We start from the raw sequence: 25,965 nt of genomic DNA, 5'->3' as shown, positions 1-25,965 counted from the left end.
GCCAACGTCCAAGGGTATGTTCCCATGTTTCTGGACGTGTTTCTACGAGTGAAACAGCGACTTACACGACGCAGCCGTGTTATCCCCGGTTCGAGTCCGGGAGCGTCCACCATCCTTCGCTCAACCGCAACCGGTTGAGGCTACGGATGGCAGGCCATCCTGAAGCATTCGGTGTGTTAATCGCAGACGAAGCGAAGGATGCCCTCCGTAGGCCGAAGCCTCCGCAGGCATCACGAAGGAGGCTTGGCGAAGGAGGGCCAGATGTGCGACAAAGGAACTGCCGTGCACTACGTGTATATCCTCGAATCGACGCACACGCCGAGCGAGAAATACGTTGGAAGCACGGACAATCTCAGGGGCCGAATCGAGGATCACAACGCCGGGCGGTCACCTCACACTGCCAAGTTCCGCCCATGGAATCTCGTGTGCTATCATGCCTTCGCCGACGAGCGACGCGCGCTCGCGTTCGAGCAGTACCTGAAGACCGGCTCAGGACATGAATTCCGCCGACGCCACTTGGCGTTTAGCATCTACGCGGACTGTTTCGCAGAAACCCGCGAGAGCCACCATAGCGAACTTCTACACGAAAAGTTCCCGAAATAGCTGCGCACTGCACCTGACGCGGCGTGGACGCTGACCGAGCGTCAATACCTAGCCCAGAAATCCGACGTGTTCCGGCTAGCGGGCATCCAGAACCCCGGGAACGTGCTGCGGCACTCGTTCTGCTCCTACCACGTCGCAAAGCACAAGGATGCCGCCCGCACCGCCGTCATCCTCTGTCACGCCAATCCCCGAATGCTGTACCAGCACTACAAGGGAAGAGCGACGGCAGCAGATGCCACAAAATATTTTCAGATCCTACCGAGTCGCTAGCGCATCATATCGGCTTCTATTTCGTGAGCCACCAAAACACCGCGCTGGCGCCAATATTGATTGCGAAAGCATACACCACACTCCCGCACAGCTTGAGCGAGCTATTCTTCGACTTCGCGACCAGTTTTGTGACTAAATCATTATCCCCCGTAGTTATTTGGAAGATACTGAACTTAAACAGATTCTGTGCCCATTGCTCGACTTTCTTGTTCACCGCTAGGCCAAGATCGCGGGATACAAAGAACAACAACAGAGCTAGGATCAGAACCTGCTCGGGAGCACACCCGAACTTCGTTTCTAGCCCGCCGCTGACCAGCATTGTACCAGCGAGCAAAATATACGGGAGAAGGAACCGGTTCAGAAAAGCGATCTTCCTACCATGCTTCTTAACGAATGCGTCTATGCCAATGAATGAATACGGTTTATCCCTCGCCTCAATCCAACGATGCACCAATCCAAAAAACTCGTCGCACAAAATCTGACCTGCTCCTGAAACGGATACGCAGGTAGATCCCAGCTCAAAATCGACGTTGTCGATATCCTGCGGCGACTTGCTAAGTGCTGCCTGAAAGAACAACAGTGGATTAATCGGGTTAGCGATCCGGATCACCACCGTTAGTTCATTGTCTTCACCGTTAATATCGTGCGTGACGATCCACTTCAGTACTAGTCGCTCCGTCGTCTTTCCAGTATCTATGGTAGACTTACACAGGAAGCCAAGGTCCGACTTATCCAAATGGGTCCTGTCAGAAAACGAGAGCAGATAGCTGAAGCCGCCTGCCTTTGGAGTAAGCGACTGCAGCTTTGTACTTATACTTTCACAGAGAACTGCAATGCTGCCCGGCGTACAAAGATATCTTTCGGAGAAGATTTTCGTCTCAGTTCCCAACCGGGAACGAGTCAATGAATAGGGCCGGGCGAGAACTGCGAGCGGGGTAGAATCGGTTGAACTCATGGACGACGGTTATTTAACAAACCGCAATCCGGTCTCAAGACCGAAACCGCCTACGGCAATAGCCTCGCTACGCCTCCGGTCACTTACGTCGAGGATAAGCAAGGAAAGGCCGGTCGCTCCCAGTTTCGCGCTGGAGCTGTTCACGATGCCGCGCGCGACTGACCGCCAAACGAACTGAATCGCTCCGTCGTTTCGTCCCTCCTCCGAGGGACCGAAACCCCGGCACATAGGCTTCGAACTCCCTCACGAGGGAAGTCACTGCCGCCTGATCAATGCCCCAGCGACGGGCTGCTGCTGCCCCGCAATCGTCACCTGCGAGCAGATCCGGACGGCATGCGAACAGGAGCACCCATGCCCGTTGCTCAAGGTTGTTGAACGGCGAAGACGCTCCCCGACCGGCCGCTAGGAAAAGGAAGAACGGCGTCAGGGCTTCCGCCAGCAAGTCAATCACGGTCTGGTGGTGGAACTGGTAGACACAGTGAGCCTCCACCGCCGAGCCCTGGTTCTCCTCAATCTGTCGATTCTCCTGTCCATCGTCTTGGGCGTTGCAGCGGCTCGCGAATACAACTTGCAGGAACAAGCCTGTCTGCCACCCTGCCATTCCGTATTCCAGCCTACAACCCAGCTAAACAGCCTCAACCACTGTTAAAAGATGCAACAAAAATTCACCACGTTATTGGCATTGTTATTCTTGCTACCACTTACCAGCGTAAACGCTGAACTTAGTCGCAGGATTCCGATTCGAGACCCGCTCGCCGCAGACCGCACATATTTTGTTCGTCCGGACGGCGATGATGCTAACAGTGGATTGATCGACGACGCGACTGGTGCCTTCCGCACGATCCAAAAGGCGGTTAACGTTGTTTCAGAAGATCTCGATTTAGGCGAGTTCGACGTGACGATCCAAATTGCCGATGGAGTTTACACTTCTGGCGTGTGGCTGAGGCCGTGGCTCAGCTCAGGTAGCGAAGTAGTTCTTAGGGGTAACGTGGCATCGCCTTCCAGCGTACTGATAGACCTGACAACTCCAGGAGAAACAGGGGGATGCTGCTTTTACTCCGGTGGTGGCCGCCAGGTATGGCGCATCGAGGGTGTAAAGATGCAGACTAGCGCGCCAGGAGGAGCGTGCATCAAAGCTGATTACAGTGAGGTGGTATTTTCGAACGTTGTGTTTGGCGCGGCGACGGATTTCCATGTATTTGCCGCAAACCATGGGAAAGTTTTCGCGGCTGGCAGCTATTCAATCGTAGGCCCCGCGAAACGCCACCTCTACGCCATTCAGTCGGTAATACTGCTATCGCCCGCGGCAACAGTGTCTCTCGTCGGCACCCCATCGTTCGCGTGGCACTTCGCGGCATCCGAATCGTGCGGCGTTATCGACGTAACTGGCGTGAGTTTTTCTGGGCCCGCGACTGGAGCGCGATACTATGTTACATTGAACGGGGTGATCAAAGCATTTGGTACTATTTTACCGGGGAATGCAGCAGGCATAGCTGATTTCGGAGGACAATACCGGTAACCGAAGGAAGGGACCTGTTACGCGCAAGAGCCAACGGATCGTGCCGTGATTTTGTACCGCTGCGACGAGAGTGTCCGATGCGGAAAAGCTCCCGCTCCGCCCCTTGAAACTCGTCTACGCCCCGTCCGAGGCTGGCCAGTGAACAAAACTCGATCGTTGCAGCGGGCCACAACGGGCGAAGCGCCACGAACACGCTATCTAGTGGGGTGCCGTAATCGGAGGCTGCAGCGCCTCAAACGCGCCCAGATCGGGAGCCGCGCCGTTGAACGGCTGGCCGATATCCACACCAGCGTCGATCGCATCACTGCCCGGCGCCAGGTGCAGAAAACGGACCCTCGGAAGGTCGCCGTTCGGCTGCCGCGGCTTCGTCAGTTCCGCCTCGTCGACGCTCAGAAAATCCTCCGCGGTGATTTCCACGGGCAGAGTGAACGAATTGCCGCTCGCGTCGCTCCGCTGGAGATCGAGCCGCGCGACCTCGTTCTCCCGCGCCGCAAACCCGAGATTGTTCTTCAACCGGTGCCCGCGGCCATCGATCAGCGTCGTGTTGTCCGACGGTTCACGACCGAGCAGGTTAAAGTTCACGCGGTTTCGGTAGCCGGTGTTGTGAATGAAATCGAGTCCGCCGACGTGGTGATTCGCATAAAACCCGTTCGCCTTGTTCCGCACCGCCAAGCTGCGTCGGACCACATGGCGCGGAATCGGATCGGGCAGCCGATCGACCGGCGTGCGCGAAAATCCGCCCGCCTTGAACCCATTGCCGTTGGCGAGCGAACGAAACTCGGGCGAGTAGCCGTTGTAGAAGGCCCAGCAGCCCTCGATCACCGCCGCTTCCTCGGCGTGAATGAAATCGAAGCCGTCGTCGCTGTTGAACCAGGCCCGGCCGCCGCGGAACACGTTGCCGACACTCCCTTTCTTGCCGTGGTAGCCGAACCCATCGACATTGCCGCCCAGTCCGTCCTCCGACACCGGGTCGTGATTCCGATAGGCGTCGCAATTCAGCACGAGATTGTGGCTAGCCGTGCCGCCGATCCACAGTCCGATCGCCATGCCGTCGTGCAGGCTGAGCGCCTCGTAGACGTTGTGACTGCCGCGATTGTCGAAGCAGATCGACTGGGTGTGCTCCTTGATCGTCACCTGCACGCCGACCACCTCGAGCCCGCGCAGATGGAGCCACGAGCCGTTCACGCGAAACGCCGTCACCCGCCGCCCCGCCGGTTTGACGTGGGAGAAGTCGAACACCGGTCGTTCACCGGGATACGCCCAGTACCGAATCGGCCGGCCCGGCGCGCCGCTGCGCTCGAACATGACGACGCAGGCATACGGGCCGTCCCGGCCGGCGATCTGGGCCTCGCTCATCACGTAGGTGCCACCGCGGATGAACACGGTGTCGCCGGCACGCGCCGCCGACGACGCCCGTTGCACGCTGCCGAAGGGCGCTTCGATCGTGCCGGGATTCGCGTCCCGCCCGTCCGGCGCGACGTAGAACTCCGCGGCGACCGCCGCGTGCGTGAGCATGGCGACACACATGATCCGCAGGCCGTTCGCCACGCCGGATCCGGGGTCGCCGAGTCTCATAATCCACTGCGAATGGCGCGCCGGCGGCCGCGAGGCAAGCCGCGCGAAAGGCCGGCATGCACTTCCCTCGAGAGCTGGCGAAGGTAGGGTGCTCACTCCGTGAGCGCCGCGAACGTCGAGCGACTTCACGGCGGGCAGCGGAATGCCCGCCCTACCCTCTGAACTGTTGCGCGAAACTCCTTCCCCGCCTCTGGGAGTGCGAGCCTCTTGCCCGCCTTGGAAACGGATGCGGCCGGGACCCCGACGTGCCGGGGTAAACTGGCCGCGCCCACGCACGCGGACGCGGTTGTCCCTTGGAGCCGCAACGCCCTCGTCGCGGGGTTCGGCTCAAAAAACGCGACGAGGGCGTCGCGTCCCCATCTTCCCCTCCCGGGCTGCGGACAGGTAGGAGGCGATTCTACTTCCGCGTCGTCACGGCGCGTTTGCGGTCGGGAAACAGCGTCCGGCAAATTTCGCAGATCGTGCCATCGCAGCCGCGCGCAGTGCAGTGCTCCCGGCCATAATAAATGAACTGGAGGTGCAGCTTGTTCCAGCGCGCCTCCGGAAACAGCGCCTTCAAATCGCGCTCGGTCTGCTCGACGCTCTTTCCACTCGTCAGCTTCCAACGCTGCGCCAGCCGGTGGATATGCGTGTCGACCGGAAACGCCGGCACGCCGAACGCCTGCGTCATCACCACGCTCGCCGTCTTGTGCCCCACTCCCGGCAGCTCCTCCAATTCTTCGAACGTCCGCGGCACCTGCCCGCCGTGCTTTTCCATCAGCATCCGTGCGAGTCCGGCGATCGCCTTCGACTTCGCCGCGAAAAGTCCGACCGGCCGGATGATGCGCTCGATCTCCTTCACCGGCACCCGCGCCATTTTCTCGGGCGTGTCGGCGAGCGCAAACAGCTCGGGTGTCGCCTTGTTTACCGAGCGATCCGTCGTGTGCGCCGACAGCAGCACCGCGATCAGCAGCGTGAACGCGTCCTGGTGGTCGAGCGGGATCTTCGGATCCGGATACAGCTCGGCGAGCCGGCGATCGACGTAGGCGGCGCGTTCCTGGCGGGTCATGTTTGAAAGAAAAAGAACGCCGGCTGGAGAAAGGCAATCCGGGTTCCCGCGTGGAGGCATCGCGGCGCATTTCACCGTCCCTAAATTCCACGGACGAGACGCCCGTGCCACGCTGCGGAACGGAGTTCGCGATTGCGCGCTCCCGCCGCCGCCGTAGGGTCGGCGCATTCTTACACTCATGCTTCCGCCCCGCGACCTGCTCGCCCCGATCGACACCTTCCCGCGCCGGCACACCGGCGACAACGCGGCCGAGACCGCCGCCATGCTCAAGCTGCTCGGCGCTCGCTCGCTCGATGCGCTGGTCGATAGCGCCGTGCCGCCCGCGATTCGCCGCGGTCCGCTCGATTTGCCCGCCGCGCTGGGCGAAAGCGCCGCGCTGGCTGAGCTCCGCGGAATCGCCGCGCAAAATCAGGTGTTCCGCAGCGCGATCGGGCTCGGCTACTACGATACCGTCACGCCCGCCGTCATCCAGCGCACGATCCTGGAAAACCCCGGCTGGTATACGGCCTACACGCCTTACCAGGCGGAAATCTCGCAGGGCCGGCTGGAGGCGCTGCTTAATTTTCAGACGATGGTGATCGACCTCACCGGGCTCGAGATCGCGAACGCCTCGATGCTCGACGAAGGCACCGCGGCCGCCGAAGCGATGATGATGTGCCACCGGCTCAAAGAGGGCGACGCCTCCGCGCACCGGCAGTTCTTCGTTTCCTCCGCGTGTCATCCGCAGACGATCGACATCGTCCGCACGCGGGCGAAGCCGCTCGGCATCGAGGTGCTCGTGGGCGATCACCGCACCTACCAGCCGGATGCGCGCTGCTTCGGCGTGCTCGTGCAATATCCCGACACGACCGGCTCGGTCCACGATTTCGAAGCCTTTTTCGCCGCGGCGCATGCGGCCGGCGCGTTCACGATCGTCGCGACGGATTTGCTCGCGCTCACGCTGCTGCGACCGCCGGGCGAGTTTGGCGCCGACGTCGCCGTGGGCTCAGCGCAACGCTTCGGCGTGCCGCTCGGGTTCGGCGGCCCGCACGCGGGCTTCCTCGCGACGCGCGACACCTACAAACGTCAGATGCCGGGCCGGCTCGTCGGCGTTTCAAAGGACGCGCAGGGCGATCCGGCGCTGCGACTGGCGCTCGGCACGCGCGAGCAACACATCCGCCGCGACAAAGCCACCTCGAACATCTGCACCGCGCAGGTACTCCTCGCGGTGATGGCTTCGATGTATGCGATCTATCACGGGCCCGCGGGACTGCACCGGATTGCGCGTCGCACAAAGCTGCTCACTGATCTCCTGGCGAAGGGCTTGATCGCGGCCGGCGCGAAGGTGAACGCCGAGCCGGTCTTCGACACGCTCACGATCGGCAATGTCGCCGCGCAGCGCGTGCACGCCGCCGCCGCGGCCAAACGGTTCAACCTGCGTCGGATCGATGACTACACCGTCGGCGTGTCGCTCGATGAGACCACGACACTCGACGACGTGCGCACGCTCCTGACATTTTTCAATGAATCGGCCGACCTCGGCACGCCACTCGCGTTGATGAGCGAGAGCGACACGGTCTTCGCCGCACCGCATGCCCGCACGTCCGCGTTCCTGACCGCGAGCGTGTTCAACCGCCATCACACGGAGCACGAGCTGCTGCGCTACATCAAGCGGCTCGAGGCGAAGGATCTGTCGCTCTGCCATTCGATGATCTCGCTCGGCTCGTGCACGATGAAGCTGAACGCCGCCAGCGAGATGGCGCCGATCTCGTGGCCGGAGTTCAACCGGCTGCATCCGTTCGCCCCGGCCGAGCAAACCCGCGGCTACCAGCGGCTCTTCCGCGATCTCGAAACCTGGCTCGCCGAGATCACCGGCTTCGCCGCCGTGTCGCTGCAGCCGAATGCCGGCTCGCAGGGCGAATACGCCGGGCTGCTCGCGATCCGCGGCTTTCACGAGTCGCGCGGCGAGGGCCATCGCAACATCTGCCTGATCCCCACCAGCGCGCACGGCACCAATCCCGCCAGCGCCGCGATGGGCGGATTCAAGGTGATCCCGGTGGCGTGCGACACCAACGGCAACATCGACGTGGCCGATCTGAAAGCCAAGGCGGAGACTCACGCGCAAAATCTCGCGGCGTTGATGGTGACTTATCCGTCGACGCACGGCGTGTTCGAACCCGGCATCAAGGACATTTGTGCCGCGGTTCATCAGCACGGCGGACAGGTCTACATGGACGGCGCGAACATGAATGCGCAGGTCGGGCTCACCTCGCCCGGCCACATCGGCGCCGACGTGTGCCATCTGAACCTCCACAAGACGTTCTGCATCCCCCATGGTGGCGGCGGTCCAGGCGTGGGTCCCATCGGCGTGGCGCCGCACCTCGTGCCGTTCCTGCCGGGCCACGTGCTCAGCGAAAATCGGAAATCAGGAACGAGCCGCGCCAACGGCGCCGTGTCCGCCGCGCCGCATGGTTCCGCGTCCATCCTGATGATTTCCTGGATGTATATCCGGATGATGGGTCCCGACGGACTGACGCAGGCGACGAAGGTCGCGATCCTCAACGCCAACTACGTCGCGAAGCGGCTCGAGTCCTTCTTCCCGGTGCTCTACCGCGGCAACGCCGGGCTGATCGCGCACGAGTGCATCGTCGATCTCCGCGCGTGGAAGAAACACGGGCTCGAGGTCGATGACGCGGCGAAGCGGCTCATGGACTACGGCTATCACGCCCCGACGATGTCGTTCCCCGTGCCGGGAACGTTCATGATCGAGCCGACCGAGAGCGAGTCGAAGGTCGAACTCGATCGGTTCTGCGACGCGTTGATTTCCATCCACGGCGAGATGCAGGCCGTCGTGAACGGCGAGTCCGACAAGGTGAACAATCCCCTCAAACACGCGCCGCACACGGCGAAGGCCGTGTGCGCCGACGACTGGCCGCATCCGTATACGCGCGAGCTGGCCGTGTTTCCGAGCGCGTTCGCCCGGACCGCGAAGTTCTGGCCGAGCGTCGGTCGCGTCGACAACGTCTACGGCGATCGGAATCTCGTATGCTCGTGCGTCGGGATGGAAGCGTACGCGTGACGGCGCTGGGCCGGCGCTGCGCGTCGGAAATTCGAAATCCGAAATCCGCTCTGGAGACGCGGCGCCCTCGCCGCGTCGCTTGGCGGGCGTCCGCTTCGGGCCGCGACGAGGGCGTCGCGGCTCCATCGGAGCCAAGCTGTGGGTGTAGCCGGGCTCATCGAGCCCGGCGACAACGCCGACCCGTCCACTCTCCACTCTCAACCCTCAACTCTCATCTCTCAGCTCTTCTCCTCCCCCACCAGCTTGATCACTGCGGAATAATCCTCGTCGCTCATCCCGCGCGCCTCGGCTTCGCGCAGCGCGTCGCGCGCGGCTTCGAGTGCCGGATACTTGAGGCCAGCGGCGCCCGCGGCGGCGAGCCGCAGATCCTTGTGCATGTGCTTCACCGAAAACTGCGGCACGAAATCCGCCGCGCGCAGTTTCGGTTCTTTCAGTTTCACCAGACCGGAGTAACTCACGTTCTGGCTCAGCGCCTTGAAAAACACGTCGTCGCTGATCCCCGCGCGCCGTGCCATCGTCAGCGCCTCGGCGAGTCCCTGCATTTGCGCGGCGATGTTCAGGTTCATCGCCAGCTTGAACGTGCACGCCTGCTCGTTGGTGCCGATGACGAACCGCTTGCTCGAAATCAGCGCGAGCAGCGGCTCGATCTCCGCGATGAGCGCGCGATCGCCGCCGAGATAAAACACCGTCTGTCGTTGCTCAGCCGCCGGCTTGCTGCCGGTGAACAACGCGGCCACGTAGCGCGCGCCGGTCTTCTCCACCAGCGCCTCAAACCGCGCGCTGCTCGCCGCATCGATGGTGCTCGACTGCAGCACGACCTTGCCCGGCCGGAGCTGCGGCGCGATTTGCCCGAGCACGCTCTCCACCGCCGGCGGATCGGCCACGACGATCTGAATCACCTCCGCCGCCGCCGCGACTTCCGCGGCCGAATCTTTCCAGCCGGCCACGTGCGGCTTGGGCGTGCGGTTCCATGACGCCACCAGCGCGCCCGCCGCCGCATAGTTTTTCGCCCACACTTCGCCAATGATCCCAAGCCCGATCACGCCGATGGTTTTCATAGGTTTATCCAGAAATGAGCCGCCGCAGCTGCAAAGCCAAATCGCCTGTGCGCATTGGGCGCGATGGCCCCTGCACCGCTGCCGCGTTTACTTGACCGTATACGCCACGACGCTGTTGCCGAAAAACGTCGGCACATAAACGGTGCGCGTGGCGGGATCGTAGCCGATGTCGGCCGAATAGATTTTCTGCGCCTGCGTGTCCAGGAGCGTCTCGCGCGTGCCGTCCGCCTTCACGTAGTGCACGGCGCCGCGCCAGCACGAGACCAGAAAGTCGCCGTTGCCGACTGGTTCCACGCCATCGACGCCGCCAGACATCCCGTCGCAAATCAGCGTGAGCTGACCCCCGTCGGCCACCCGATACAGTCCCTCGCCATCGAGCACATACAGCACGCCGTTGTGCGCGAGCACTCCGTTCGGGCCTTTCAGGTTCTGCAGTAGCGGCCGCGCGTGGCCGTCCTTCACCTCGTAGACCTTTTTCCCGGGCGAGTCCGACGCATATACCACGCCGTGTTCGTCGACGGTGACATCGTTCAAGCCCTGCGCGCCCGGCACCGCGATGCGCTCGATAATCTTGCCGGCATCGACATCGATCACGACCAGGGCGTCCATGTCGCCGACGTACAATCGCGCGCCGTGCAGCGCCATGCCTTTCGGCGCATCGAGTCCCGTCACCCATTCTGCCGCGAGCACCTGACCATCGAGCCCGAGCTTCCCGATCGAACCGTGCCCGTCCTTCGCCCACGGTTCGCCTTCGATATTGCTCACATAGAGCACCTGTCGCGCGCGATCATGCAGCACGGATTCCGGCACCTTGAACGCAGGCGCGCTCTCCCAGATTTTCTTCAGCTCGTGGGCCTGACTGATCGGCGCCGCGGCGCCGAGAATCGCTAGCAGGGTGATGACGTGGGTCTTCATGGGGTGGATGGCTGGACGGATCGCGCACCCTTTCGGTGCGCGTCCACGCGGCTTATGCCACACCCGCTACAGTACCGGCGTCAACGGCGGGCCCACCACCTTGTAGAGCCGCGTCAGGATTTCCTTCGTGGTGAACATCCCCTCCGTGCCCGGGAAGGATCCGACTTCGCGATAGTTCGCCTGAAACGTCGGATCGTCGGGCGGCACGACGCGTCCGCCCGGTCGCAATTCGAAACTGCTCGTGTTCTGAATCGGCCACACGTCCATCGGGGCGAGCGACAGGATCCCGCCCACCAGCCCGTTCACCGCCTCCAGCCGAAGCGGCAGCGAGCGCCGGCCGATGACCCAGCTGTTCTCCGGCCGCAGGTCGCGCTCGATCTGGTCACGCAGCTCGCGGGCCACGACCTCGTCCTCGATCAACAGGCCGACTTCCGTGTTCAGGTTTTGCGAGCGCGGATCGAGGTTGAACGAGCCGATGAACGCGATCCGGTCGTCGATCACGAGCGACTTCGCGTGCAGGCAGAGAAAGGGATCGCGCGACTGCTTGCCGGCCGCGCGGCGTTCGCGGGCGAACGCCGCCAGCTCGTCGTAGCGCGGAAACAGCAGCGGCAGCGCCGCCGGCTTCGGTCGGAATTCGTGCACCTCGAGCCCGAGGTCCTGCACGTAGCGGTTGCGCAGCCGGTAGTTCGCCGAGTAGGCTAGCAGGTTGTCCGTCGAGGCGAAGCTGTTCGTCGAAATCCGGATCCGCAGCTGCGGCCGCTCCTCGCGCAGCTCCTGGATCAGCGTCTGCGCCTGCCCGCTCAGCACGAGATAGGGTGTCTGCATCAGGATCTCCGTGCGGGCCTCCTCGAGCACCGCCTTCAGCTCGCGCGTGATCCGGGCCGTCCGACCGAAAAACCCGCGCGATTTTCCCGGTCGATCGGAGAGGAACCGCGCCACCTTCACCGGCCGCAGCGGCTGGACGAACCGCGCGGTGATCAACGCGGCGTCGTCGGCCTGTTGAACGAGTTCGCCAAAAAACGCTCCGAAATCGTAGTCGGCCCGCGTGTCGTAGCGGCGAAACTTTCCGTTCTCGATCTCCGCCGCCACATCGATCAGTTCGCGGCTCGGCACCGAGTGACGATAGCCCCAAAATTCCTCAAACGTCTCCGCCGCTTCGCGCGCCGCCGGTCCGACGACCAGCACGTCGCGATCGCGATAATTCAATTCGGTCGAATGATCGAAGTAGGCGTTCTCGAGATTCCGGCCGCCGGTGATGAGGATCGCCTCGTCGAACAGCATCACCTTGCTGTGCATCCGCTGGTTCACCGCCTTGAACGACCACAGTCCGGCGGCGACGGTGTGCACGAACGACGGCCGGATCCGCGCCAGCGTCGGCCGGTAGTGCTTGATCTCGAGATTCGGATCGGCCGTGGCAAGGAAGGCCGTCAGCGCGGGATCCTGCTCGGAGAACGGCTGGTCCGCGATGACCCGCACCTTCACGCCGCGTCGCGCCGCCTCGATCAGCTCGAACATCACCAGCCGGCCGCATTCGTCGTTGGTCCAGATAAACGTCTGCACCTCGATCGAACGCCGCGCCTGCCGGATGAGGTGGATGCGCACGAGCAGCACCTCGTAACCGCCGTCGAGGATGACGACCCGGTTGCCCTGCGACGTGTCGCCCCGCGCATGATCGCCGAGCGCCGCGGCGACTGCCGGTCCGAACGGCGTGTCGACAAAGGGCAGCTCGGTGGTCGCAGCCCGGAAGCTCAGCGTCCCAAGCAGCAGCGGCAGTCCAACCAGCCAACACACACGGCGCGCGGAGACGGCACTCATCGGCTGCAAATCAGCCCAGGATCTCGAGGATCCGCGTGAACAGCCGGTTCACCTTGGCCTGGTTGTCCTTCACCAGGTCCTTGAACTTCGCGAAATCGATCTCGGTGCCCTCGAGCCCGTTCGCGTAGTTGTCGATCAGCGCGAGGCTGTTGTAGCGCAGGCCTAGCTCACTGCACAGATCAGCTTCGTGCGCCGCGGTCATCCCGACCACGTCGCCCCAGCTCTGCACGATCCGGATCTCCGCCTTGGTCTCGAACCGCGGTCCACGGAACTGCACATAGACCTTGCCCGGATGAATCTTGAACTCCGGCGCGAGTTTCTCGATCAGCAGCGGGATGAGGTTGTTCGCGATGCCAGGCGCGCCGCCTTTCAGCTCCTGATCGAAGAACGTCATCGGACCCTGCTGCAGCCCCACGTAGTCGGAACACGACACGAACGTGCCGGGCGGCAGGTCGCGCTTCAGTGAGCCCACGGAGTTGAGCGAGAGGATGTCCTTGAAGCCGAGGTCGGCCAGCGCGCGGATATTCGCGCGGTAATTGATCGAATGCGGCGGCAGCGGGAAGGCGTAGCCGTGGCGGTTGATAAGCACGAAATCGCCCTTCGTCTTGTAGGTCACCTGGCCGTAAGGCGTCGTCGTAGTCTTCACCTCCCAGGCCGAAAAGAGGTCGGAATTGACGATGCTGGTTCCGCTGATGAACGCGACTTTCATGCTCGCGAGTCACGCCGCAACGCGCGGGCGAGACAACGCGAAACAAGCCGGGCGCCTCGGTGGTGGCACGGGCGTCCCGCTGTGTTTCGAACCCACGGGCGGGGCGCCCGTGCCCACCCCTAGAGGCTGTCGTGCCCTTTGATCGAGCAGACCAAGGTAGGGCGCTCACTCCGTGAGCGCCGCGAGCGTCAGACGACTTCCCGGCGGGCAACGGAATGCCCGCCCTACCTCTGAAACGATTGTCTCGAGTGCATGACAGCCCCTATCCCACCCACGAGATCTTCTCGAACCGCCGCGCCAGCTCGACATCCTTCGCGGTCACCTTCCCGCCTGCATCGTGCGTGGCGAGCCGGACGGTCACGCGATCGTAAACGTTGGCCCATTCGGGATGGTGGTTCAGCGCCTCGGCCTCGAACGCCGCGCGCACCATGAAGCTCATCGCCTCGCGAAAGCTGCCGAACCGATACGTCTTTTCGAGCGCATCGCGCTCCCAAGCCCAGCCTTTTAGTTCGCCGAGCACCTGCTGGATGTCCGCCTGCGTCAAGATCGTTGGCATCGGGCAAGATGAATGCGCAAACCCGCCGCGCAACCGGAAGACGCGCTCACCCGCCGCGGACGGTGGGTTCACCTTCCCGGCGATGACGCCAGACCGCGGAAGCTGCCCATCCCCGCCAAACGCCCGCCGGCCACGAATAGTTCATGACTTTCCCAAAATGTTTGGGCTAACTCGGGCCGAAAGCATGCCCCCCACCGAAGCCCGATCCGTCGTTCCCGCTCATGTAGCCATCATCATGGACGGCAACGGACGGTGGGCGAAACAGCGCGGACTGCCGCGCATCGAGGGTCACCGCCGCGGCGTGGAAACCGTGCGCACCGTCACGTTCGCCGCACGCGATCTCGGCGTGCGGATGCTCACGCTCTACGCCTTTTCGGTCGAGAACTGGAAGCGCCCCCAGGACGAGGTCGGCGCGCTGATGGGCCTGCTCGAGTTTTACCTGAAGAAAGAGCTCGAAACGTTCGTCCGCGACCGCGTGCGGCTGCGCACGATCGGCCGAACGCAGGACCTGCCCGCCGGCGTACAGAAGCTGCTCCGCACGGCGATCGAGGAAACCCGGCATTTTACCGACTACACGCTCGTCCTCGCGCTCAACTACGGCGCGCGCACCGAGGCGGTGGACGCCGCCCGCGCGTACGCCGCCGCCGTCGCTGCCGGCACGGAAAAACTGAACGACGACTCGTGGGAAACGTTCAGCCGCTACCTTTACACCACGGGGTTGCCCGACCCGGACCTGATCATCCGCACCTCCGGCGAGACGCGGATCAGCAACTTCCTCTTGCTGCAAGCCGCCTATGCCGAGTTCGTGTTCACCCCGGTGCTCTGGCCGGACTTCGGCAAACCGGAGCTCGCCGCCGCGATCGCCGAGTACGCGCGCCGCGAGCGGCGGTTCGGCCAGACCGGTGACCAGGTGAAACCCGCCGCCGTCCAGCGGCCGTAACGCCTGCGGCGAACTCTTCCCACGCCGCAGGTCTATTTCTTCCGCATGGCTAAACGGATTTTGAGCACCGTCCTCCTCTGGGGACTCGTCGCCGGCGCGCTGGTCTTCTTCCGCACGGAGGGCGGCGTCGCGCTGATCACGCTGATCTCCGTGCTCACGCTGCGTGAGTTCTACCGGCTGATGCAGAGCGCGGGGCTGGCCCCGTTCGACAAACTCGGGATGGCGTTTGGCGGGCTGATCACGATCGCGCCGTGGCTCGAGATGCGGTTTGGGATTCCGGCCGCACACTGGCTCGCGCTCGCCGTGGTGGTTTTCTCGATCCGGATTCTGGGCGAACGCGAACCCAACAATCGCGTCGAAGCGCTCGCGGCCACATTGTTCGGCCTCGTTTATGTCGCGCTGATGCTGCAATACTTGGTGCGGATCGTCACTCCGCTGCCGACGGACACGATCGGGCCGGTCGGGCGGATCCTGCTGTTCGTCTGGCTTGTGGCCGTGGCGAAGTTCTGCGACGTCGGCGCGCTGCTCACCGGCCTCGCGATCGGCAAGCACAAGATGTCGCCGCAAATCAGCCCGAAGAAGAGCTGGGAAGGCGCGGTCGGTGGCGTGGTCGCCTCGATGCTGATCGGCGCCGCGCTCGCGTGGTGGTGGCGCGATTATTTTCCGGCTCATCTGACGCCCCTGATCGCGGGGCTCTTCGCTGCGCCGATCGCCGTGATCGGGATCGTGTCGGATCTGATCGAATCGGTGATCAAGCGTCGCGCAACGATCAAGGATTCCGGCGATACAATTCCGGGCATCGGCGGCGTGTTTGACGTCAGCGACAGCCTGATCCTCACCGCCCCGCTCGGGTATTTTCTGTTCGGGCTGGCGTGAGGTGGGGATCTGGGAGCGACGCCTCTGCGATGCTCGGGTGTGTCGGGCCCGGTGCCGACCTGCGCGCCGCGACGAGGGCGTCGCGGCTCCATGTTCAGGTTGTAGCCGGGGTCGGTGACCCCGGCGCTGGGCTCAGCGAGCCCGGCTACAACGATCACGCGCCGCTTACTTCCCCAGCTTCCGGAGGGCCTTGTTAATCTTGTCGAGATCGCACAGGTCCGGGTTGTAGTCCGGACCAAGCCACTCCACCCATTCGCGACCAAGTTCAGTGTCCGGCTCCTTGATGCATGCGAGCATGTCGTGAAACGCCTCCAGTCCCCCGCAGTCCTCGGGCGGACCCGCGCGTTCGCCAGCGATGCACACCGGATAGTGCACGTTCTTCTGCGGCGGCTCGATCTTTTCCACGTGGATCTCCACCTGCCAGCCTTCGCTGAAGTGGTAGCCGTAGGTGAATCGCTCGTGGTGTTCGAGATCGAGGTCGGCGAGCGTGACGTCGCGATCGTCCTCGATCGAAAGCTCCTCGCGTTTCAGCGGATTGCCGAAACGCAGGTTCTCCACGTTGAAGGCGTGGGTCTGGTAATCGAACCAGTCGAACGCCACCTGAATGCTGTCGTGCAGGCGCGACAGCCACATCGATTCGCGGACCACGAGCCGCCGCCACACCGCGGGAATCGTGCCGACGACGGACAACCGCAGAACGAAGACGCGCTCCGCCTGCCGCTGCGTGGCGCCTTGTCCCTCGTGAAGTCCAATCATGGCGCCACTACAGCGGGGAGCCTCGCCCGGCGCAAGAACGCGCCGGAGGTAGGGCGGGCATTCCGCTGCCCGCCGGGGAAGTCGTTCGACATTCGCGGCGCTCACGGAATGAGCGCCCTACCTTGGCCGCATCGACCAGAGTGACTGAAAATTTTCTAGAACCTAAACTTCACATACCCTTCCACGCGCAGCGGCAGATCCTGAAAAACCAGCACGTTGTTCGAGTAGTTGTCGCCGTTGTGAATCCAGTTGCGGCGATCGAGCACGTTGAGGATCTCCACGTCCACTTCCCACGTCGGTTGCCGGTAGAACAGGAACGCGTTCAGGAACACCTGCGCAGGGATGTGATATTCATTTGTGAGATTGCCCGGCTGCTCGCTTTGCCAGCTGCCGCCCAGCCCGCCGCCGAAGCCGCTCGGGAAGCGATACGAGAAACTGCTGTTCACGACCCAGCGCGACAAACCCGGAATCCGATAGTCCCCCGGCGGCAGCTTGTCCCACTGGAACCCTAGTCCGTTGCCGCGCCCGCCCGGTCCGTGGCCGGCGGCGTAGAGATTATAGAGCGAGGGACCGCCGGCCTGCGTCGCGGACGAGTGGTCAAATCGCCCGTCGATGAACGCAGCGTTGAACGTCGCGTTGAACCGCGTGGTCGGCTGATAGACCAGCTCCACCTCGGCGCCGCGGAACTTCAGGTTCTTCACGTCGCCACCCAGTTCGACTTCCTGCCGGTGCTGCTCGTAGACCGCGGCGCCGGCGTACAGCGTGTTCTCCAGCAGCGAAAGCTTCACGCCGGCTTCCGTCAGCTTGCTCAGGTTTTTGAAATCGTCCGGATCGATGATCCCCCGTCCCTGCGCATCTTCCTTCAGCATGATCCCGCCGCCCGTCACATTGCCGTGCACCGCATAGGCGCGCTGGTGCGTGGCGTAGAGCGTCGCTTTCGGCGTGACGCGGTAGATCAGGCTGGCGTTCCACGAGGTGGCCGTGTCCCTGTGCGTGTCGGACCACGGATTCTCCGCCGCCGTGCCGAGCGGGTCGGTCGCCTTGGCGTAGAAGCCATCGAGCCGCACGCCCGCCAGCAGCGAGAGCTTTTCGGAAAACCTGACCTCGTCCTGGGCGAAGAGCGCGGGATTCCAAAGCGTCGAATCCGTCGTCTCCGGACTGCCATACGACGCCGGGAAGAACAGCCGCCCGCCCGGGCCGGCGAATCCCGGCCAATAGGAATTCGGGTAGTCCGCCGTGTGACTGAACACGCGGTTCGGCCGCGTGAGATCATACTGGAAGAAATACTCGTTGAAATAATTCGTGTAGCCCAGCCGATCCTCCCAGCGCAGCGTGCCGCCGGCGATCACCGCGTGCGCGAGTCCGCCCTGTTCGAACGACGCGTGCCATTCGGTGCGGTTCTCGAAGGTGGTTTGCTCGGCCCACTCCGCATACTCGAACGCGTGATAGCGGCGGCGGTCCACGTATTCCGCCAGCGTGCGGTTCACCAGCTTCTGCTCCGGCGCGAGTTGCAGCGTGGCGATGAATTGGCCGCGCACGATGTTGGCGTTGGAGAAATCGCCGACCGACAGCAGCGTCGCGTCGCGCGGCAGGTCGACCCACGTCGTGCCCGGGATCGTGCCGGCGAGCGCGCCCGCGTCGGAGTAGCCGAGGTCGGGGAGATCGCCGGTGTAGTAGCGGCCGTGGTCGATCAACTCCTGATTCGGCCGATTCACCCCGAGCAGCTGCGGCGTGGCCTGCCACATATATTGCGCGTTCGCCTCGAGCGTGAGCGCGTCGTTCGCTTCGCGGATCCACGAGGCGAACAAGTCCTGCCGGTCGTCGCGGCCGCCATGGTTTTTGAAGAACGTGTCGTCCTCCTTCCCTTCGTAGCTGAAGCGCCAGGCGGATTTGCCGTCGGCGGCGGGCGCGGTCGTGTCGACCTGCCACGAGCCATTCAGCCACGAACCGCCGCGCGGCACCCAGCTGCCGAGCCGTGCGGTGACGGTCGTCTCGCGCGTGAACTTCGGCCGTTTGGTCGTGTAGTTCACGTAGCCGCCAGTGAAGAAGCCGCTGCCGTAGATCGCCGAGCCCGGCCCGCGCACGATGTCGACGGCCTCGACGCCGTTGAATGATGGCATGACGCCGAAATTGTTATAGCTGAGCCGCTGGCCGTTGAGAAACGTTTCGGCGAGGTCGCCGCGGATGTTCGGGATCGTCGCCTTGCCGTAGCTCGCCGGCGCATAGCTGCCGGGAGCGAACGCCACGAACTCGCGCACGCCTTCGATCCCGCGCTCGCGCAGCAGCGCTTGCGTGATCGTCGACGCGGAGCGCGGCGTCTCGAGCACGCTCCGGCTGTCGCCGAAGAGCGACTCGAGCGGGCGCGTGAGCGGGTTCACCGAATCTTCGATGGGCACACCGGTGACCTCGAAGCGTTCGAGCCGCACGGTTTCGTCGGCGAACGCCGGCGGCGCGTCGGCGGGATTCGCACTGGGCACGCTCGCGGCGGGCTGCGCGCGCAGCGTGGAAGCGGCGGCGAGCACCGCGGTGAGGAGGAGGATTCTTGTCGGGAGTTGCATGGTTGGAATGCCCGACCGGAATCGGTCTCCCGAGTGAAGGGGCGGCGTGTGCGCCCCAGGCGCGACTCACGGCGCCTGCTGTTTCCTTCGTCGGTATGAGCCGTTTCAGGTTCGAAGGGTCGAGCAGCCGAGCGCGCCGCAATCTCAGCCCTCCGCGGAGGACACCCCTACAGGCGAACGCATACAACGCGCGGCCAGGCCGCGGGCGCAAGCACTTCTTCGTGGACGGCGTCGCTTGACGAGACGCGAGGCTCGCGGGTCCGCGAGGCCGGTCGCCTGGGCCGGCCTTCAGAGTTTTTTCACCGATACGAGGTATCGGGGATTCTCTGTTCCTTCGTGTCGGGGAACTTACTCGTTTTTGACCGCGGGATTTTCTGTGAGCGACCGATAGGAGGACCCGTCGGCGGCTCGTCCGGCGCCGCGCGACTCAACCTCAACTTCCGAGACATGCCTAATGTTCCTCTGCTTCGAACTGTGCTCGCGACCTTCGCGTTCGCCAGCGCACTGTATAATTTCGCATCCGCCCAGACGTCCACGGGTCCGGCGGTCGCGACGCTCACGCTGATTGATGCGGCCGCGCAACGCGATCTACGCGTGCTCGACGCCAGCAGCACGATCGTGCTGTCCGTCGACGGCAAAGCGCTCAATGTGCGCGCGGAGGTGAGCGGCAGCGCTGGCTGCGTCGCCTTTTACCTGAACGGATCACACATCCGCACGGAGAACCTCGCGCCCTACGCGTTCGCCGCCGACGACTCCGGCGTTTACCGCAAGTGGACGCCGCCGCTCGGCAAGAGCACGCTGCGCGCGGTCGCGTATTCCGGCGCCAACCGCAGCGGCACGGCCGGCGTCGCCAAAGAGGTGGTGCTGGAAGTTCTCGCCGATGCACCCGTGGCCCCGGCGCCGATTACGGAGGAGCCCGTGGTTGCGCCTGCACCCACGCCGACCCCGACCGGTTTGGCCGTGACCACGCTGATGCTGATCAACACGACCACTCAGCAGGAGCTGCATCCCCTTCAGGCGGATGATCCCATCGTGCTCTCAACCTGCGGCTCGGCGCTCAATGTGCGCGCCGACGTCAGCGGCAAAGTCGGCAGCGTGGCGTTCTACCTCGATGGCAAGTTCGTGCGGTGCGAGAACGTCGCCCCCTACGCCCTCGCCGCCGACGACTCCGGCCGGTTCTACGCGTGGACCCCCGCGCTCGGCACGCACACCCTCCGCGCGGTGCCGTACCCGAAAGCGAATCGCTCCGGCACGCCCGGCGCCACGCTCGAGGTCTCCTTCGAGGTCTGTCAGACGCCGAAGGTCGTGTTCGAGCCGTTCAAGATGTATGGCAGCAACGGCGCCCTGAACCTCTCGGCCTACGAGGCGTTCGCGCAGTCGTACGACGAGCTGACCATGGAGAAACGCCTCGGGCCGGCATTCGCTGACCTCCACGTCAATACACCGGAAGATCGGCCGACGCTCTATCGTCCACCGTCCTATTCCCGCGTCAGCGGCTATCCCCGCACGAATCCTTACGAGCTCGGCACCAACCCCACGACTGACGGCGACTACTGGAGTGACAGCGGTCAAGTCGGCTACATTCCCGACGACCCGGTGAACGATCCCGGTCTCGACCGCATCCAGACCTACGCTTACTACGACAAAGTCTTCGCCATCAGCCCGCGGTTGGACTGGGCCAGCGGCCGTCCGCACCCCGAGCCGCAGACCCGCGACTCCTACTACCAGACGCTGTTCGGGACCAACCCGATGCAGCCTGTCGCGATGGTGCGCAGCTATGGCATGCAGCAGAACGAGGCGCTCGTCCTCTACCGTGGCGGGCTGCTCGGCGTCGCCGGCATGCAGACCAGCCGGGGCTCGAACGAGCGTCCTTATCCCGGACTGAAATTCCCCGCCCACAAGGTGCCGACCGCCATCGCCATCACGACCGCGTGTGAGTTCGCGCTCGTCACGATCTGGGACACCGAGCTGAAGAAAGGCCAGCTCGCGGTGATCGCCCTCGAAGGGAAATACCTTCCCTTCCACACCTGGCCCTACATGGGGCTGGCGAACCAGGGCAGCTGGTCGGCCTTCAAGCTCCTCGGTTATGTGGACCTGCCGATGACGACCCCGACCGCCGTGGCCGCCGCGAGCAACGCGTGGTGGAGCGGCCCGTCGCAGACCGGCGGACTCGTGCTGAGCCAGATCGACCTCTCCTACGACAAGCACCGGCTCAACGTGTACAGCGGCGCGTGGACTGCGGTGGTCGCAAAAAGCGGCTATGCCCTGGTGGCGTCGCAGCACGACAACAAGGTCGCCATGGTCGATCTCACCCCGCTGCTGAGCTACATGCGCGAGAGCTACCTCAGCTCCGCGGAAAGCTTCAAGCGCACGATGGCCGCCCGTGGTACCGGTGACGCGAACTTCCCCGAGGCGTTCACGGTGAAGCCACAGATCACTCCCAAGGTCGTGTGGACGGAGACCGTCGCCGAGCCCACCGCCGTGCTCGCGGGCTTGAAGCTCGATCGTTGGACCAAGGATTATTTCAAGGCCTATGTCGCGTCGCGCGACGGCACGATCAGCATCATCGACACGAGCTCGCTGATGAAGCGCAGTTCGTGGGAGCGCCTGGGCGCGCTGCGGATCACCGGCACGTTCAATGTCGGCGCCAATCCGGTCGACATGTGCCTTGCCCGTCGGAGTGACTCGAACCTGCCGCTGATCCCCTACGTCGACGGCAAGCAAGTCACCGACACCCGCAACAACCTCCTGTACATCGCCGTGCGCGGCGAGCGGAAGGTCGTCGCGGCCGTGACGTTCGAAGGCAAGGGCGCGATCTATCGTACCATTCGCGATGTGCGCATGGGCGATCCGGTCGCCGTCAGCACCGCGATTCGCGGGCCGATCGTTTCCGTCGCCGATTTCCGCGGCAAGAAGATCCTGAGTTTCCGCGTGGGCCGCATCAACGACACCCGCAACGACAAGATCTACGGTTGCGGCGCCGATGGCACCGACCCCTTCGAGCTCGCCGGTGAGCTGCCGTTCGCGGGCCATCCTTTCCTCGTCAACTCCGCCAACACCAACTGATCGCGGGTCCAGCTCGTCACAAGCGATAGCGGCGCCGAGTTGCCGCGACTGGGAAGAAACCCGAGGGCCCGACGCCCTCGGGTTTTTTGCGTCGCCGCGCCCCGGCGCCGCGCGGTATCCGGCCGTCATAAAATTTCCACGGTGAAAAAACTCAGTGGAACCTTCCGACGCCTGTTGGTGTAAACCGGACACCCGGGTTCCATGGTTCCGCGCTTCAGGTCTACCCCGCGCCTACCCGGCCGAAACCCTGAGGCTCGCCCCACCGGCGGAATCCCGGGCGACGTATCGTAGATTCACCTACGGTGCGGGTCGGGTAACTTACCCGGTTTTTACTAAGAAGAGACTTCCCATGCCGCATCAGGTTGTTCTTATCCGGGGCACCAGGTCCGGCTTCTTAACCCAGAACCAAAAAAACCAACCTGTGTAATGCTCCAACGCTGTTTCGTCGCTGTCGTCGCCGGTCACCTCTTCCTCACTCTCTGGGCCGCCCCCGCCAAAGCCCAGTCCATGTATACCTCGACCGGGGCGCTGAATCTTACCACCTACAACCTTTTCGCTAACAGCTACGACAAAGCTACCATGGAGAAACGGCTCGGGCCGGGTTTCCTTGACCTGAGCCCGACGGCCAAAGACGACCGCCCCACGCTCTACCGGCCGCCTTCCTACACCCGCACCTCCGGCTACATCCGGACCAACCCTTACGAGCTCGGCTCCAAGCCCCAGACGGACGGTGACTACTGGAGCGACGCCGGCCAAGTCGGCTATGCGCCGACGACGTCGACCGATCCCGGTCTCGATCGGATTCAGACCTATGCCTACTACGACAAGGTCTTCGCGATCAGCCCGCGGCTCGATTGGACCAACAAGCCGCATCCGGACCTGCAGACCCGGGAGCCGGGCTACAAGACGCTGTTTGGTGAGCTTCCCGTACATCCCATCGCGATGGTGCGCAACTACGGCATGCAGACCAACGAGGCGCTGGTGCTTTATCGCAAGGGCTACCTCGCCGTCGCCGGCACCCAGACAAGCCGCGGCGACAAAGATCGCCCCTATCCGGGTTTCAAATTCTCGAGCAACAAGCGTCCGACGGCGATTGCCGCGACGACGGCCAACGAATTCGCGCTGGTGACCGTGTGGGACACCAATGCGAAAAAAGGCCAGCTCGCCGTCTTCGCTCTCGAGGGGAAATACATCCCTTTTCACACCTGGCCATACATGGGGATGCCCAATCAAGGCAGCTGGTCGGCATTCAAGCTGCTCGGTTACATCGACCTGCCGATGAAGACGCCGACAGCCGTCGCCGCCGCCAGCAACGGTTGGTGGAGCGGTCCTTCGCAAACGGGCGGGCTCGTGCTCAGCCAGATCAAGCTCGATAACGACGGCCACCGGAAGAATGTCTACAGCGGCTCCTGGAAAGGCGTCGTGGCCACCGGTGGCTACGCGATCGTCTCCTCGCAGTTCGACAACAAGGTCGCGATCGTCGATCTCACGCCCCTGTTCACTTACATGCGCGAGAGTTACCTGAGCTCGGTCTCGAGGTTCAAGTCGACGCTCGCGGCGCGCGGCACCGGCGGCAGCCAGTTCCCGCAGACCTTTGCGGTGAAGCCCTCGATCACTCCCAAGGTTGTCTGGTCGACCACGGTCAAGGAGCCCACCGCCGTGCTCGCGGGGCACCGGCTGATCCGCTGGACCAAGGATTACTACAAGGCTCACGTCGCCTCACGCGATGGCACGATTTCGATCATCGACACATCGTCGATCATGAAGCGGTGGTCGTGGGAACGGAAAGGCACGCTCCGCATCGCCGGCACGTTCAACGTCGGTCGCAATCCGGTGAGCATGGCTTTCACCCGCCGTGGCGAAAGCGGCACCCTGCCGTTGCTGCCCTCCGTCGACGGCGAGCAAACCGATCCGGATTTCCTGAACAACCTCTTCTACATCGCCGTTCGCGGCGATCGGAAGGTCGTCGCCGCGGTCACGTTCGAGGGCAAGGGCGCGGTTTACCGCACCATCAAGGACAAGCGCATGGGCGATCCGGTCGCGGTCAGCACCGCGGTCCGCGGGCCCATCGTGTCGGTCGCGGATTTCCGCGGCAAGAAGATGATCAGCTACCGCGTGGGCAAGATCACCGATAAACGGAACAACAAGGTCTATGGCTGCGGCGCGGACGGGAAAGCTCCGTTCGAGTTCGCAGGCGAAGTCCCCTTCGCCGGTTATCCTTTCCTGCTCAATTCCACGAACGTTAACTGATCGCAGGTCCAACCTACCATCAAGCGATAGGCTCGCAGCGTGAGGTCACCACGCTCGCAAATCAAAAAGACCGGCGGCCCGCAAAGGCCGCCGGTCTTCTTTTTTGGGTAAGAAAGCCACCAAAACAGGAGCCGCTCCTTGCGGAGCGGCTCGAGTGACCTAACACCAAGCAAACCGTAAGAACTACAAACATCACCGCCCTTGCGGACAGTGCTGACTACACAAAGATAGACGGGGGCTGATTCAAAACGCTCAAAAAAAGCCGAAGTTCGTCGGCGATAATTTTTAGCGAACGACAAGTCGTTAAAAATCAGCAATTAAAATCCAGCGTGCGATCGTCGCCCAAACAAAGTTTGGCGCGAGCGGGCGGAGCGATGAACGGATACGACGCCAGGAGCTGCCCCGCCAAGCTCCGCGCACCCAAAGATCCTGGGCTGCACGATCGCCGGGTGACGATATGACCGGGATTCCACACCCGAGCGGGAGCAAGAGAACTCGGACGCGGCACCAGCGTGGTTTTTGGGGTCTATGATGGAGTTTACTCCCATGAACGAAACCGGCTTTCTCTACATCGCTACCGGCGAGAAATTCGTCCGCGAAGCGCTCCGCTCGGTCGCATCGCTGCGGGCCCACATGCCTTCGGCCCGCACCTGCTGTTTTACCGACGCACCCGAGCGGGTGCGGGAACACTTCGACCTCGTCGAGCGAATCGAGAAGCCCTATCGGAATTTCTTCGAAAAGATTCCGCCGCTGTCACGCACGCCGTTCGAGCGCACGATCTTCGTCGACACGGACACGGTCTTCGCCGCGCCGATGCTGGATGTGTTCGATGTGCTGGAGCGTTTCGATCTCGCCGCGGCGCCGGATCCTTTCTGGTGCGAAATCCCCCGCGTGCCGGCCGCGTTCCAGCAGCTGAACACCGGACTGATCGCGTATCGGAACAATGCGAAGGTCCGGCAGTTTTTCACCGAATGGTTCGATGACTACGAGAAGGGCTTCACCGCGGCGGGTGCGCCGAGACACATGCACGATCAGGCGGTGTTTCAGCGGCGGCTTTTTTACTCGGACCTGCGGATCTATGTCCTGGCGCCGGAATATAACTTCCGGCTCACCTGCCCGCAGCTCGCCCGCATTTGGGCCCCGGTTCGGATGCTGCACGGGCGGCACACCGACTTGGCCGATCTCGGTCGCCGCGTAAACGCGCAACACGACGTGCGGATCGTCTGGCCGAACGCGCAACATCTCGTGCGCAGCAACATGTTCCTCGTCAGTCGCGCCGGCGACGCGATCCTGCGCGCGGCCACGGCCCTTCCGAAATTCGCCGTGAAGGCCGCGCTCGACGCCCAGCGGTGGATCCGCAGACCCGCCAAGCCGGTGCGCGTCCCCGCGCCAGCCGCGGCTCCCGCGGCCGCAGGCGGCTGAGCCTCCCTTCGTCTCG

General features: G+C 63.5%; 18 protein-coding genes, 1 tRNA gene and 1 riboswitch. Of the genes, 9 read left to right on the top strand and 10 right to left on the bottom strand.

Annotated features, from left to right (window positions below; translation table 11 throughout):
- Positions 1-32 precede the first annotated feature (32 nt).
- Positions 33-112 (top strand) — tRNA-Cys (locus OTER_RS25800).
- Between the two features lie 86 nt (positions 113-198).
- Entirely contained in the window at positions 199-603 is a 405-nt protein-coding gene (locus OTER_RS26915) for a GIY-YIG nuclease family protein (RefSeq protein ID WP_343123230.1), read from the top strand.
- A 286-nt stretch (positions 604-889) separates the two neighbouring features.
- Here OTER_RS26915 and OTER_RS09795 read toward each other — a convergent pair whose 3' ends face one another.
- The gene (locus tag OTER_RS09795) at positions 890-1,828 is read right to left on the bottom strand and encodes a hypothetical protein (RefSeq protein WP_012374753.1); all 939 of its coding nucleotides are present in this window, start codon (positions 1,826-1,828) and stop codon (positions 890-892) included.
- A 652-nt stretch (positions 1,829-2,480) separates the two neighbouring features.
- On the opposite strand from OTER_RS09795, the gene OTER_RS25795 reads away from it, so the two are divergent.
- Positions 2,481-3,347 (top strand): hypothetical protein, encoded by an 867-nt coding sequence (locus OTER_RS25795; protein ID WP_012374752.1) that lies wholly within the window; start codon positions 2,481-2,483, stop codon positions 3,345-3,347.
- Between the two features lie 198 nt (positions 3,348-3,545).
- Here the strand turns inward: OTER_RS25795 and OTER_RS09785 are convergent, their stop codons facing one another.
- Both OTER_RS09785 and nth read right to left on the bottom strand, forming a co-directional pair.
- Positions 3,546-4,922 (bottom strand): right-handed parallel beta-helix repeat-containing protein, encoded by a 1,377-nt coding sequence (locus OTER_RS09785; protein ID WP_012374751.1) that lies wholly within the window; start codon positions 4,920-4,922, stop codon positions 3,546-3,548.
- A 397-nt stretch (positions 4,923-5,319) separates the two neighbouring features.
- The gene (gene nth, locus OTER_RS09780) at positions 5,320-5,970 is read right to left on the bottom strand and encodes an endonuclease III (RefSeq protein ID WP_012374750.1); all 651 of its coding nucleotides are present in this window, start codon (positions 5,968-5,970) and stop codon (positions 5,320-5,322) included.
- A 178-nt stretch (positions 5,971-6,148) separates the two neighbouring features.
- Between nth and gcvP the strand changes: the two genes are divergently transcribed.
- On the top strand, positions 6,149-9,028 hold the full coding sequence (gene gcvP, locus OTER_RS09775) for an aminomethyl-transferring glycine dehydrogenase (protein WP_012374749.1): 2,880 nt from the start codon (positions 6,149-6,151) through the stop codon (positions 9,026-9,028).
- Between the two features lie 218 nt (positions 9,029-9,246).
- Here the strand turns inward: gcvP and OTER_RS09770 are convergent, their stop codons facing one another.
- From OTER_RS09770 to OTER_RS09750, 5 genes are all read right to left on the bottom strand, one after another.
- Positions 9,247-10,086 carry an NAD(P)-dependent oxidoreductase gene (locus OTER_RS09770; protein WP_012374748.1) on the bottom strand — a complete coding sequence of 280 codons (840 nt, stop codon included), beginning with the start codon at positions 10,084-10,086 and terminating at the stop codon, positions 9,247-9,249.
- 87 nt (positions 10,087-10,173) lie between these two features.
- The gene (locus OTER_RS09765; protein ID WP_012374747.1) at positions 10,174-11,001 is read right to left on the bottom strand and encodes an SMP-30/gluconolactonase/LRE family protein; all 828 of its coding nucleotides are present in this window, start codon (positions 10,999-11,001) and stop codon (positions 10,174-10,176) included.
- 66 nt (positions 11,002-11,067) lie between these two features.
- Positions 11,068-12,816, bottom strand: coding sequence for a phospholipase D family protein (locus OTER_RS09760; protein WP_012374746.1), 1,749 nt, complete (start codon positions 12,814-12,816; stop codon positions 11,068-11,070).
- Between the two features lie 10 nt (positions 12,817-12,826).
- Positions 12,827-13,525, bottom strand: a complete 699-nt coding sequence (locus OTER_RS09755; protein WP_012374745.1) for an MTAP family purine nucleoside phosphorylase — start codon at positions 13,523-13,525, stop codon at positions 12,827-12,829.
- Positions 13,526-13,787: 262 nt separating this feature from the next.
- Positions 13,788-14,081 (bottom strand): 4a-hydroxytetrahydrobiopterin dehydratase, encoded by a 294-nt coding sequence (locus OTER_RS09750; RefSeq protein ID WP_012374744.1) that lies wholly within the window; start codon positions 14,079-14,081, stop codon positions 13,788-13,790.
- A 184-nt stretch (positions 14,082-14,265) separates the two neighbouring features.
- Here OTER_RS09750 and uppS point away from each other — a divergent pair, with 184 nt between their 5' ends.
- Together uppS and OTER_RS09740 are read left to right on the top strand one after the other, a co-directional pair.
- The gene (uppS, locus tag OTER_RS09745; RefSeq protein ID WP_044891685.1) at positions 14,266-15,021 is read left to right on the top strand and encodes an undecaprenyl pyrophosphate synthase; all 756 of its coding nucleotides are present in this window, start codon (positions 14,266-14,268) and stop codon (positions 15,019-15,021) included.
- Between the two features lie 45 nt (positions 15,022-15,066).
- A complete protein-coding gene (locus OTER_RS09740) occupies positions 15,067-15,897 on the top strand; it encodes a phosphatidate cytidylyltransferase (protein ID WP_012374742.1) in 831 nt (276 codons plus the stop codon).
- Positions 15,898-16,062: 165 nt separating this feature from the next.
- On the opposite strand, the gene OTER_RS09735 is transcribed toward OTER_RS09740, so the two are convergent.
- Positions 16,063-16,653: a plasmid pRiA4b ORF-3 family protein gene (locus tag OTER_RS09735; protein ID WP_012374741.1), complete on the bottom strand. Its 591-nt coding sequence runs from the start codon at positions 16,651-16,653 to the stop codon at positions 16,063-16,065.
- A 155-nt stretch (positions 16,654-16,808) separates the two neighbouring features.
- Complete coding sequence (locus tag OTER_RS09730) at positions 16,809-19,211, bottom strand: TonB-dependent receptor (RefSeq protein WP_012374740.1); 2,403 nt, start codon at positions 19,209-19,211, stop codon at positions 16,809-16,811.
- Between the two features lie 65 nt (positions 19,212-19,276).
- A riboswitch (TPP riboswitch) is annotated at positions 19,277-19,390 on the bottom strand.
- A gap of 268 nt (positions 19,391-19,658) precedes the next feature.
- Between OTER_RS09730 and OTER_RS09725 the strand changes: the two genes are divergently transcribed.
- The 3 genes from OTER_RS09725 (at position 19,659) to OTER_RS09715 (ending at position 25,949) form a co-directional block, all read left to right on the top strand.
- Positions 19,659-22,277 (top strand): hypothetical protein, encoded by a 2,619-nt coding sequence (locus tag OTER_RS09725; RefSeq protein ID WP_012374739.1) that lies wholly within the window; start codon positions 19,659-19,661, stop codon positions 22,275-22,277.
- A 426-nt stretch (positions 22,278-22,703) separates the two neighbouring features.
- Positions 22,704-24,527, top strand: coding sequence for a hypothetical protein (locus OTER_RS09720; RefSeq protein WP_012374738.1), 1,824 nt, complete (start codon positions 22,704-22,706; stop codon positions 24,525-24,527).
- A 546-nt stretch (positions 24,528-25,073) separates the two neighbouring features.
- Positions 25,074-25,949 (top strand): glycosyltransferase family protein, encoded by an 876-nt coding sequence (locus OTER_RS09715; RefSeq protein ID WP_148218069.1) that lies wholly within the window; start codon positions 25,074-25,076, stop codon positions 25,947-25,949.
- Positions 25,950-25,965: the final 16 nt, after the last annotated feature.

It is taken from the genome of Opitutus terrae PB90-1 (assembly GCF_000019965.1).
Classification (GTDB): domain Bacteria; phylum Verrucomicrobiota; class Verrucomicrobiia; order Opitutales; family Opitutaceae; genus Opitutus; species Opitutus terrae.
Note: the sequence above shows the minus strand (reverse complement) of the source record. Positions and strands in the feature narration are given on the sequence as shown.

Excerpts from the sequence above, each read along its gene's own strand:
- OTER_RS26915 (WP_343123230.1), top strand. The coding sequence starts at position 199 with ATGCCCTCCGTAGGCCGAAGCCTCCGCAGGCATCACGAAGGAGGCTTG.
- OTER_RS09795 (WP_012374753.1), bottom strand. The coding sequence starts at position 1,828 with ATGAGTTCAACCGATTCTACCCCGCTCGCAGTTCTCGCCCGGCCCTAT.
- OTER_RS25795 (WP_012374752.1), top strand. The coding sequence starts at position 2,481 with ATGCAACAAAAATTCACCACGTTATTGGCATTGTTATTCTTGCTACCA.
- OTER_RS09785 (WP_012374751.1), bottom strand. The coding sequence starts at position 4,922 with ATGAGACTCGGCGACCCCGGATCCGGCGTGGCGAACGGCCTGCGGATC.
- nth (WP_012374750.1), bottom strand. The coding sequence starts at position 5,970 with ATGACCCGCCAGGAACGCGCCGCCTACGTCGATCGCCGGCTCGCCGAG.
- gcvP (WP_012374749.1), top strand. The coding sequence starts at position 6,149 with ATGCTTCCGCCCCGCGACCTGCTCGCCCCGATCGACACCTTCCCGCGC.
- OTER_RS09770 (WP_012374748.1), bottom strand. The coding sequence starts at position 10,086 with ATGAAAACCATCGGCGTGATCGGGCTTGGGATCATTGGCGAAGTGTGG.
- OTER_RS09765 (WP_012374747.1), bottom strand. The coding sequence starts at position 11,001 with ATGAAGACCCACGTCATCACCCTGCTAGCGATTCTCGGCGCCGCGGCG.
- OTER_RS09760 (WP_012374746.1), bottom strand. The coding sequence starts at position 12,816 with ATGAGTGCCGTCTCCGCGCGCCGTGTGTGTTGGCTGGTTGGACTGCCG.
- OTER_RS09755 (WP_012374745.1), bottom strand. The coding sequence starts at position 13,525 with ATGAAAGTCGCGTTCATCAGCGGAACCAGCATCGTCAATTCCGACCTC.
- OTER_RS09750 (WP_012374744.1), bottom strand. The coding sequence starts at position 14,081 with ATGCCAACGATCTTGACGCAGGCGGACATCCAGCAGGTGCTCGGCGAA.
- uppS (WP_044891685.1), top strand. The coding sequence starts at position 14,266 with ATGCCCCCCACCGAAGCCCGATCCGTCGTTCCCGCTCATGTAGCCATC.
- OTER_RS09740 (WP_012374742.1), top strand. The coding sequence starts at position 15,067 with ATGGCTAAACGGATTTTGAGCACCGTCCTCCTCTGGGGACTCGTCGCC.
- OTER_RS09735 (WP_012374741.1), bottom strand. The coding sequence starts at position 16,653 with ATGATTGGACTTCACGAGGGACAAGGCGCCACGCAGCGGCAGGCGGAG.
- OTER_RS09730 (WP_012374740.1), bottom strand. The coding sequence starts at position 19,211 with ATGCAACTCCCGACAAGAATCCTCCTCCTCACCGCGGTGCTCGCCGCC.
- OTER_RS09725 (WP_012374739.1), top strand. The coding sequence starts at position 19,659 with ATGCCTAATGTTCCTCTGCTTCGAACTGTGCTCGCGACCTTCGCGTTC.
- OTER_RS09720 (WP_012374738.1), top strand. The coding sequence starts at position 22,704 with ATGCTCCAACGCTGTTTCGTCGCTGTCGTCGCCGGTCACCTCTTCCTC.
- OTER_RS09715 (WP_148218069.1), top strand. The coding sequence starts at position 25,074 with ATGAACGAAACCGGCTTTCTCTACATCGCTACCGGCGAGAAATTCGTC.